The following is a 7,927-nucleotide window of genomic DNA, read 5'->3' as shown; positions in this document are numbered from 1 at the left end:
CGGCAAACAGATCGTCTGCGCGGCGATGCGTAAATTGCTCTGTATCGCCTATGGCGTGTTGAAATCCGGCGAACCGTTCAACCCCGAACTCGCTATTGCGAAGTGAGGGGCAAGACGGTATCTACAGTCTGACGCTACCGGCGCCCCCCCCTTTCACGGGCATGGCCCGTTGCCACGAAAAGCAGGCAGCCCAACCCCGTAGGAGCGGGCCATGCCCGCGAACAAAGCAGGATCAGAAGCGGAACACTTCCAGATCGGTCCTGATCGGCTCTATGGCCTGGATGACGGGGGTCTGCGGTTTCGGCTTGGCCGGCGCCTTGGTGGCATTGCGCCTGACCGGCGCCTTGGCCGTGGCCAGCGGCTCGATTGCCGTGGCCATCATCTCGCTCAGACGCTGCAGCAGCAGGCTCTGCGCCCGCACCTGATCGGCGGTGCTGCCCTGATGCTCTTCCTGCAGGCGCACCAGGCGGCTGGCCTGGCGCTTGCCATTGCGGTCCAGCAGGCGCCACTGCGCTTCCAGCACGGCCGGATGTTCAGGACCGGAGTCCAGGCGGGTGATATCGAGTTCAACCTGTACGTCAGGGGTAAAGCCCTTGCCAGGGCTGAGTTCCAGACGCTGGGTTTTCAGCCGCCAGGCCAGCTGGCGCAGCAACAGCTGATCGATATCGCCCTGCAGGCTGCCGGCCCAGCGCGCCTGTTGCCCGTCCGGGGCCAGGCTGCCATCGGGCAGGCGTTGCAGCAGCGCCTCACGCTGCAGGTAATCGGCCAGCGTCACCGGCCCCAGCAGTACGGCGGCGCCCTCCTCGACCGGGATCTCGGTTGTCCCGGTGTCGAGGCGGTACATCGGCACCGGCTGTGTCATACAGCCGGCCAGGCTGGCACAGGCCAGCAATACTACAGTCGAGAAGCGCAGCACGTTCGTTTCTACCTCTACTCGCGACCAGAGGATTTGTCAGCCGGACCGCTGTCCACGCCAACGAAAACCATCGTCATCGGTCGCCTGCCGACCCTCTTCGGATCGCAATACGGGAAAGCCCGCTATCTTCCGTGAATCAGGCCGAGGACGCCAGCCTGCCAATCATGTCGCCAGGGCGATCGCGCCATGCGCTCAAAGAGCCGATAACAACGCTGGAAAGCTGGAGGCTGAACGACAAGCGAACCAGGCTCGGGCGCAAATGACGTTTTTTCGTCCAGCCTCCAGCGCTTTTATCGAACGACCATCGCAAAATAACGCCATGGCGCGATCGCCTTGTCATGTCGCCTCGACCAGCAAACCATCCACACGCTGGAAGCCGCGCGGCAGCTTGTTGCCACGCCGCCCACGCTCGCCCTTGTAGTGTTCCAGGTCGTCGGCCCGTAGTGACAGGGTGCGCTTTCCGGCCTGCAGCACCAGCGTCGCTCCCCCCGGCAGCACGGCCAGATCGATCAGATATTCCTCGCGGCTGGCCACCCGCTCGCCGGGGATGCCGATGATCTTGTTGCCCTTGCCTTTGCCCAGCTGCGGCAGATCACGCACCGGGAACACCAGCAGCCGGCCCTCGGTGGTCACCGCCGCCAGCCAGTCATTCTCGCGGCTGTCGAGCGCGCGCGGCGCGATGACCCTGGCGCCAGCCGGCAGCGACAGCAGCGCCTTGCCGGCCTTGTTCTTGGCCTGCAGGTCCTCGCCCTTGACCACGAAGCCGTAGCCGGCGTCCGAGGCGATCACATAGAGCGCGTCATCCTCGGGCAGCAGCACGCATTCGAAGCTGATGCCCGGCGGCGGCGTCAGGCGCCCGGTCAGCGGCTCGCCCTGGCCACGCGCCGAAGGCAGCGAATGAGCCGCCAGTGAATAACTGCGCCCGCTCGAATCGATGAATACCGCGTACTGGTTCGAGCGCCCCGGCGCAGCCGCCTTGAAGCCGTCGCCGGCCTTGTAGGAAAGCCCGGCGGCATCGATATCGTGACCCTTGGCGCAGCGCGCCCAACCCTTCTCGGAAATCACCACGGTGACCGGCTCGGACGGCAGCAGCTCGTTCTCCGTCAGTGCACGGGCTTCGGCCCGCGCGACGATGGGCGAACGGCGCTCGTCGCCGTAGGTTTCGGCGTCTTCGAGCAGCTCCTTGCGCACCAGTTTCTTCAGCTTGGCTTCGCTGCCCAGCAAGGCCAGCAGCTTTTCGCGCTCCTTGGCCAGCTCGTCCTGCTCACCACGGATCTTCATTTCCTCCAGCCGCGCCAGCTGGCGCAGGCGGGTATCGAGGATGTAGTCGGCCTGCAGCTCGGACAATCCGAAACGCGCCATCAGCACCGGCTTGGGCTGGTCCTCGGTGCGGATGATGTAGATCACTTCGTCCAGATTGAGGAAGGCCACCAGCAGACCTTCCAACAGGTGCAGGCGCTTTTCCACCTTGTCCAGGCGGAACTGCAGGCGACGGCGCACGGTGCCGATGCGGTAGGTCAGCCACTCGGACAGCAGCACCCGCAGGTTCTTCACCTGCGGCTTGCCGTCGAGGCCGATGACGTTGGTGTTGACCCGGTAGCTGGATTCCAGGTCGGTGGTGGCAAACAGGTGCTGCATCAGTTCGTCGGCATTGACCCGGTTGGAGCGCGGGATGATGACGATGCGGCAGGGGTTCTCGTGATCGGATTCATCGCGCAGGTCGGCCACCATCGGCAGCTTCTTGGCCTGCATCTGCGCGGCGATCTGCTCCAGCACCTTGGCACCGGAGACCTGATGGGGCAACGCGGTGACGACGATATCGCCATCCTCGACCCGGTACACGGCGCGCATGCGCACCGAACCGCGACCGCTTTCGTAGATCTTCAGCAGGTCCGCGCGCGGCGTGATGATCTCCGCCTCGGTCGGGTAATCCGGCCCCTGCACGTGCTCGCAGAGCTGTTCGACCGTGGCGCTCGGCTCGTCCAGCAGGCGCACGCAAGCGGTAGCGACTTCACGCAGATTGTGCGGCGGCACGTCGGTGGCCATACCCACGGCGATGCCGGTAGTGCCATTGAGCAGCAGATTGGGCAGGCGCGCCGGCAGGGTGGCCGGCTCATCAAGGGTGCCATCGAAGTTCGGTACCCAGTCTACGGTGCCCTGGCCCAGCTCCGAGAGCAGGGTTTCGGAATAGCGCGACAGCCGCGCCTCGGTATAACGCATGGCGGCGAAGGACTTCGGGTCGTCCGGCGCACCCCAGTTGCCCTGGCCATCGACCAGCGTGTAGCGGTAGCTGAACGGCTGGGCCATCAGCACCATGGCTTCGTAACAGGCCGAATCGCCGTGGGGATGGAACTTGCCGAGCACGTCACCCACGGTGCGCGCGGATTTCTTGTGCTTGGAATCCGCGTTCAGCCCCAGCTCGCTCATGGCGTAGACGATGCGCCGCTGCACGGGTTTCAAGCCATCGCCGATATGCGGCAGCGCTCGGTCCATGATCACGTACATGGAATAGTTGAGGTAGGCCTGCTCGGTGAAATCGGCGAGGGAACGCCGCTCCACGCCGTCCAGGCTCAGGTCGAGAATTTCGCTCATGGTCGATCCGTGGCGTGTTGGCGCAGCACCAGAGTGCCGGCGCGCTGGGTGAATTCGAGTTGTTTCAGGGCACTCATGCCCAGCAATATCTGTTCGCCGTCGAAGCCGGGCGCAACGATGGCGCGCACGTCGCGCAGGACGATGTCGCCCAGGCTGAGGCTGTCGAGCACCGTGCGGTAGCCGGTGGTCTGGCCGTTGGCGGTCTGCAACAGGATCGGCGCGCCGCGCGCGAGCCCCAGCCTGCCGGCCACTTCAGCCGGAATGGCGACATCGGTGGCGCCGGTATCCAGCAGAAAGACCACCGCCTCGCCATTGATCCGCCCGCTGGCGACGAAGTGGCCCTGGACATTGCTTTCAAGCAGCACTTCGATGCGCTCACCCTGCACCACCGAAACGGGTTGTCGGTTGGGGTTGAAGCGGCTCTGCTCCCAGTCGGCGAAAAACTTCGTCGCCAGCAGGATGCCGATCCCCCAGGCCAGCACCAGCATGACCCGACCGGCACGACGCCCCGCAGGCTGGCTCACTAGCGGGCACCCCAGCCGCCACGCGGCGCGGCGAAGCGCCAGACGATCGGACGTTTTTCACCGTCGCGGCGGGCCTGGGCATTGTTGTCCACCCCGATCCAGGCGCCCTGCTCGTCCAGCGACAACGCCTCGGCATTGCCGAATGGCGTGTCGTAACGGCGCTCATCGGCCAGCGCCGTGGCGGCATAGGACCAGCAGCGCTCGACTTCGCCGCTGGCGAGATTGCGCCGGCAGACCTGATGGGCATTGGGTTCGAGGGTAAACAGCCGGTCATTGAAATAGGCCAGCCCGGAAAAGCTTCTCGGCAACGGCTGCTCGCCCAGGGCCGGCGGCGGCAACTCGTGACCGCCCTCGACCAGCAACACGCAGCCGCCGGTGCATTGCCAACTGCTCTGGTTGCGATGCATGACCATCAACCCGCGCCGCTCGCGCTCGGCGGCGAGCCACATCCGCCCGGCATCCGGGTCGACCGCGATGCCCTCGAACATGGCGTTGAATTTCAACAACATGCCGCTGGCGCGCGCCTGGCGGATCAGACCGGACGGCAGGTTGAGCCACTGCGCGGTACCCGCCGGGGTCACCCTGAGTATCGAAGCGTGTGCCTCGCTGGCCAGATAGCGATTGCCCAGCCGGTCGCAGGCGAGCCCCTCGAAATCCATCTGCCCGCCGCGCACCACGCCGCTGGCCAGGGTACGCATGCGCATGCCCCAGGGCAGGCCGCTGTCCGCCACGGACGGCAGTTCGAAGCGCTCCGAGTGGGCCTGCCAGACACCGTTCTCAGCGGCATCGCCGGCATCGAGGCGATAGAGAAGGTTGTCCTCACGGTCGGAAACCGCCCACAGGCCATCACCGCACCAGGCCAGACCGGACAGGTTGCCCGTCCCCATGCCCTCGACAGGGTGTTCGCTGACCAGTTCGAGTTCAGGTAGCGCCTCGGCGGCCCAGACCGGTGCCGCCAGCGCGAACAGCAGCGCAATCCAGCAATTGTTCAAAGCAGCACCTCGGCCAGGTTGCCCTTGGACTCCAGCCAGCTCTTGCGGTCGCCGGCGCGCTTTTTGGCCAGCAGCATGTCCATGATCTCGCGGGTGCTGTCGAAATCATCCAGCGTCAGCTGCACCAGCCGGCGTGTATTCGGGTCCATGGTGGTTTCACGCAACTGCGGCGGGTTCATCTCGCCCAGGCCCTTGAAGCGCGTGACCTGCGGCTTGCCCCGGCGCTTCTCGGCCACCAGCCGTTCGAGAATGCCGTCACGCTCGGCCTCGTCCAGCGCATAGAAGATGTCCTTGCCCAGGTCGATGCGGTACAGCGGCGGCATGGCGACGTAGACATGCCCGGCTTCCACCAGCGGGCGGAAATGCTGGACGAACAGCGCGCAGAGCAGCGTGGCGATATGCAGGCCGTCGGAGTCGGCGTCGGCAAGGATGCAGATCTTGCCGTAACGCAGCTGCGAGAGGTCCGCCGAGCCGGGGTCCAAGCCGATGGCCACCGCGATATGGTGGACCTCCTGACTGGCCAGCACCTCGCCGCCGTCCACTTCCCAGGTATTGAGGATCTTGCCACGCAGCGGCAGGATCGCCTGGAATTCCTTGTCCCGCGCCTGCTTGGCCGAACCGCCGGCGGAATCGCCCTCGACCAGGAACAGCTCGGCGCGGGCCGGGTCCTGGCCGGCGCAATCGGCCAGCTTGCCCGGTAGCGCCGGGCCTTGGGTGACCTTCTTGCGCTCGATCTTCTTGCTCGCCTTGAGCCGCCGCCCGGCATTGCTGATGGCCAGTTCGGCCAGTTGCAGCCCCAGCTCGGGATGAGCATTGAGCCAGAGGCTGAAGGCATCCTTGACCACCCCGGACACGAAGGCCGCCGCCTCACGCGACGACAGGCGTTCCTTGGTCTGGCCGGAAAACTGCGGCTCCTGCATCTTCATCGACAGGACGAAGGCGATGCGCTCCCAGATATCTTCCGGCGCCAGCTTCACCCCGCGCGGCAACAGGCTGCGAAACTCGCAGAACTCGCGCATGGCATCCAGCAACCCCTGGCGCAGGCCATTGACGTGGGTGCCGCCCTGGGCAGTGGGAATCAGGTTGACGTAGCTTTCCTGCACGCTGTCGCCGCCTTCGGGCAGCCACAGCAGCGCCCAGTCCACCGCTTCAGTGTTACCGGCCAGGCTGCCGGTGAAGGGCTCGTCGGGCAGGCGGACGAATTCGCTGACCGAATCGACCAGATAGGAACGCAGGCCGTCCTCGTAATGCCACTCGACCTTCTCGCCGGTGTTCCTGTCCTCGAAACTGACATTCAGCCCCGGACAGAGCACCGCCTTGGCCTTGAGCACATGCTTGAGGCGGCTGATGGAGAATTTCGGCGAGTCGAAGTACTTCGGGTCGGCCCAGAAATGCACGCTGGTGCCGGTGTTGCGCCGCCCCACGGAACCGACGATGTCCAGCTCGCTGGCCTTGAAGCCATCGGCAAACTGCATGCGGTACTCGTTGCCATCACGTTTGACGGTCACCTCGACCCGCGTCGAGAGCGCATTGACCACGGAAATCCCGACGCCATGCAGGCCACCGGAAAACTGGTAGTTCTTGTTGGAAAACTTGCCGCCGGCATGCAGCTTGGTGAGGATCAGCTCGACGCCCGAAACCCCTTCTTCCGGGTGGATATCCACCGGCATGCCCCGGCCATCGTCGATGACCTGCAGCGAGTTGTCCTGATGCAGAATCACCTGGACCGAGCGGGCATGCCCGGCCAGCGCCTCGTCGACGCTGTTGTCGATGACTTCCTGGGCCAGATGGTTGGGCCGCGAGGTGTCGGTGTACATACCCGGACGCTTGCGCACCGGGTCAAGGCCGGAGAGGACTTCAATGGCTTCTGCGGTATAAGACATGGGCGTTTCGTGATGTCCTTAGAGATCGGAGAAATCGGCTTCGATAAAATCTGCCGGCGCAAAACCGGCAAACGCCAGCAACGCCGGGAGCCGCTCGGCGAAGCCCTGAAAACCATGATCGCCGCCCGCCTGGATGCGCAGCGCGCAGCCCCGGTAGAAATCCAGCGCATCGCGGTAGTCCAGCGTCTCGTCACCGGTCTGCAACCAGACCTGATAGCGCTCGGCATCCTGTGGCGGCGCAACCTCCAGCTCGGCCAGCGCAGCGACATGATCCTGGGTAAGCTCCCAGACTTCCCCGGTATAAAGGTTGGTCTGCGGGCCGAGGTAGCCGTCGAAACGGAGATGCGGCATCACGGCAGGGTTGATCAGCAACGCCTTGAGCCCGTGACGCTCGGCAAGGTGCGTCGCATAGTAGCCGCCGAGCGAACTGCCGACCAGCACGGGCCGCCCCAGCTCGGTGATAGCCGCCTCGAGCTGGGCGATGGCCAGGCGCGGATGATGATGCAGCGCCGGCACCCGCAACCGTGCGCTCATCCCGATACGCGCCAGCGCAGCCGTCAGCTGGCTCGCCTTGCGCGAGAGCGGGGAGCTGTTGAGGCCGTGCAGATAAAGAATCGAAGGCGGGTAACTGGACATGGATACAGTTCATCGAAAAGAGGCAAGGCTACAAGCCACCCGACCTTTTCTGCAACCCGAAAACGGACAGCCACATACCCGCTAACAATGCTCAGCACCCGCGCGAGCCCGTTCGCGGCCAGGGGCCGCTCCTACAGGTGGTCGTGCAATTCCATCCGCAACGGCCACGCCCGCGAGCCAATGCTCAGCGCCCCGGCGCGGGTCCGTTCGCGGCCAGGGGCCGCTCCTACAGGTGGTCGTGCTAATCCCATCCGCAGCGGCCACGCCCGCGAGCCAATGCTCAGCGCCCCGGCGCGGGTCCGTTCGCGGCCAGGGGCCGCTCCTACAGGTGGTCGCGCAATCCCATCCGTCGTAGGAGCGGGCCTTGCCCGCGAACCGATGGCC

At 65.3% G+C, this 7,927-nt stretch carries 6 protein-coding genes and 1 pseudogene; 1 reads left to right on the top strand and 6 read right to left on the bottom strand.

Annotated elements, in window-relative coordinates; genetic code table 11:
* Positions 1 to 106, top strand: a pseudogene (locus G7020_RS24230) (IS110 family transposase); the annotation flags it as partial.
* A gap of 126 nt (positions 107 to 232) precedes the next feature.
* On the opposite strand, the gene G7020_RS23215 reads toward G7020_RS24230, so the two are convergent.
* The 6 genes from G7020_RS23215 to G7020_RS23190 all read right to left on the bottom strand — a co-directional run bounded on the left by G7020_RS23215 (position 233) and on the right by G7020_RS23190 (position 7,543).
* Complete coding sequence (locus tag G7020_RS23215) at positions 233 to 862, bottom strand: PqiC family protein (RefSeq protein WP_181087193.1); 630 nt, start codon at positions 860 to 862, stop codon at positions 233 to 235.
* 390 nt (positions 863 to 1,252) lie between these two features.
* The gene (parC, locus tag G7020_RS23210) at positions 1,253 to 3,508 is read right to left on the bottom strand and encodes a DNA topoisomerase IV subunit A (protein WP_181087192.1); all 2,256 of its coding nucleotides are present in this window, start codon (positions 3,506 to 3,508) and stop codon (positions 1,253 to 1,255) included.
* Positions 3,505 to 4,032 carry a TIGR02281 family clan AA aspartic protease gene (locus G7020_RS23205; RefSeq protein WP_181087191.1) on the bottom strand — a complete coding sequence of 176 codons (528 nt, stop codon included), beginning with the start codon at positions 4,030 to 4,032 and terminating at the stop codon, positions 3,505 to 3,507. The genes parC and G7020_RS23205 overlap by 4 nt, the downstream gene beginning before the upstream one ends.
* Positions 4,032 to 5,024, bottom strand: a complete 993-nt coding sequence (locus G7020_RS23200; protein ID WP_181087190.1) for an esterase-like activity of phytase family protein — start codon at positions 5,022 to 5,024, stop codon at positions 4,032 to 4,034. The genes G7020_RS23205 and G7020_RS23200 overlap by 1 nt, the downstream gene beginning before the upstream one ends.
* Positions 5,021 to 6,907: a DNA topoisomerase IV subunit B gene (parE, locus tag G7020_RS23195; RefSeq protein ID WP_181087189.1), complete on the bottom strand. Its 1,887-nt coding sequence runs from the start codon at positions 6,905 to 6,907 to the stop codon at positions 5,021 to 5,023. The genes G7020_RS23200 and parE overlap by 4 nt, the downstream gene beginning before the upstream one ends.
* A gap of 18 nt (positions 6,908 to 6,925) precedes the next feature.
* Positions 6,926 to 7,543: a YqiA/YcfP family alpha/beta fold hydrolase gene (locus G7020_RS23190; protein WP_181087188.1), complete on the bottom strand. Its 618-nt coding sequence runs from the start codon at positions 7,541 to 7,543 to the stop codon at positions 6,926 to 6,928.
* Positions 7,544 to 7,927 lie beyond the last annotated feature (384 nt).

It is taken from the genome of Stutzerimonas stutzeri, from assembly GCF_013522825.1.
Taxonomy (GTDB): domain Bacteria; phylum Pseudomonadota; class Gammaproteobacteria; order Pseudomonadales; family Pseudomonadaceae; genus Stutzerimonas; species Stutzerimonas stutzeri_AK.
This window is presented reverse-complemented; position numbering and strand designations above follow the sequence as displayed.